This is a genomic window from Caulobacter sp. 602-1 (assembly GCF_003931565.1).
Taxonomy (GTDB): Bacteria; Pseudomonadota; Alphaproteobacteria; order Caulobacterales; family Caulobacteraceae; genus Caulobacter.
The window spans coordinates 1-310 of sequence record NZ_RRYI01000088.1; the positions used below are offsets into that span (position 1 = coordinate 1).

Below are 310 nucleotides of genomic sequence, written 5' to 3' on the forward strand. Positions count from 1 at the left end.
CAAGACCTGGCTATCGAAAAGCCTGACCTCGCCGTTCAGGCTGGGTTCAGCCGAACGGCGTCAGTGTGCGTTTCAAGGTCGAGGGAAGTTTCTAGGCGACGTCTCGGAGGCGCCGCCCGAACACCAGGAGAAGACGAGATGAAACGTCTGCTGCTCACCATCGCCGCCGCGGCCGCCGTGGCGGGCCCGCTGGCCCTAAGCGCCACAGAGGCCGCCGCGCAGGATCGCGGACGCTGGGAACACCACGACCGTGGTCGGGACTGGGATCGCGGCCGGGACCATGACGGTCGCGACTATGTACGCGACTACG

The 310-nt window shown here is 66.5% G+C and carries 1 pseudogene; it reads left to right on the forward strand.

The features are described from left to right. Nucleotides 1-138: 138 nt before the first annotated feature. Nucleotides 139-310 (forward strand): annotated as a pseudogene (locus tag EIK80_RS26510) (hypothetical protein); the annotation flags it as partial.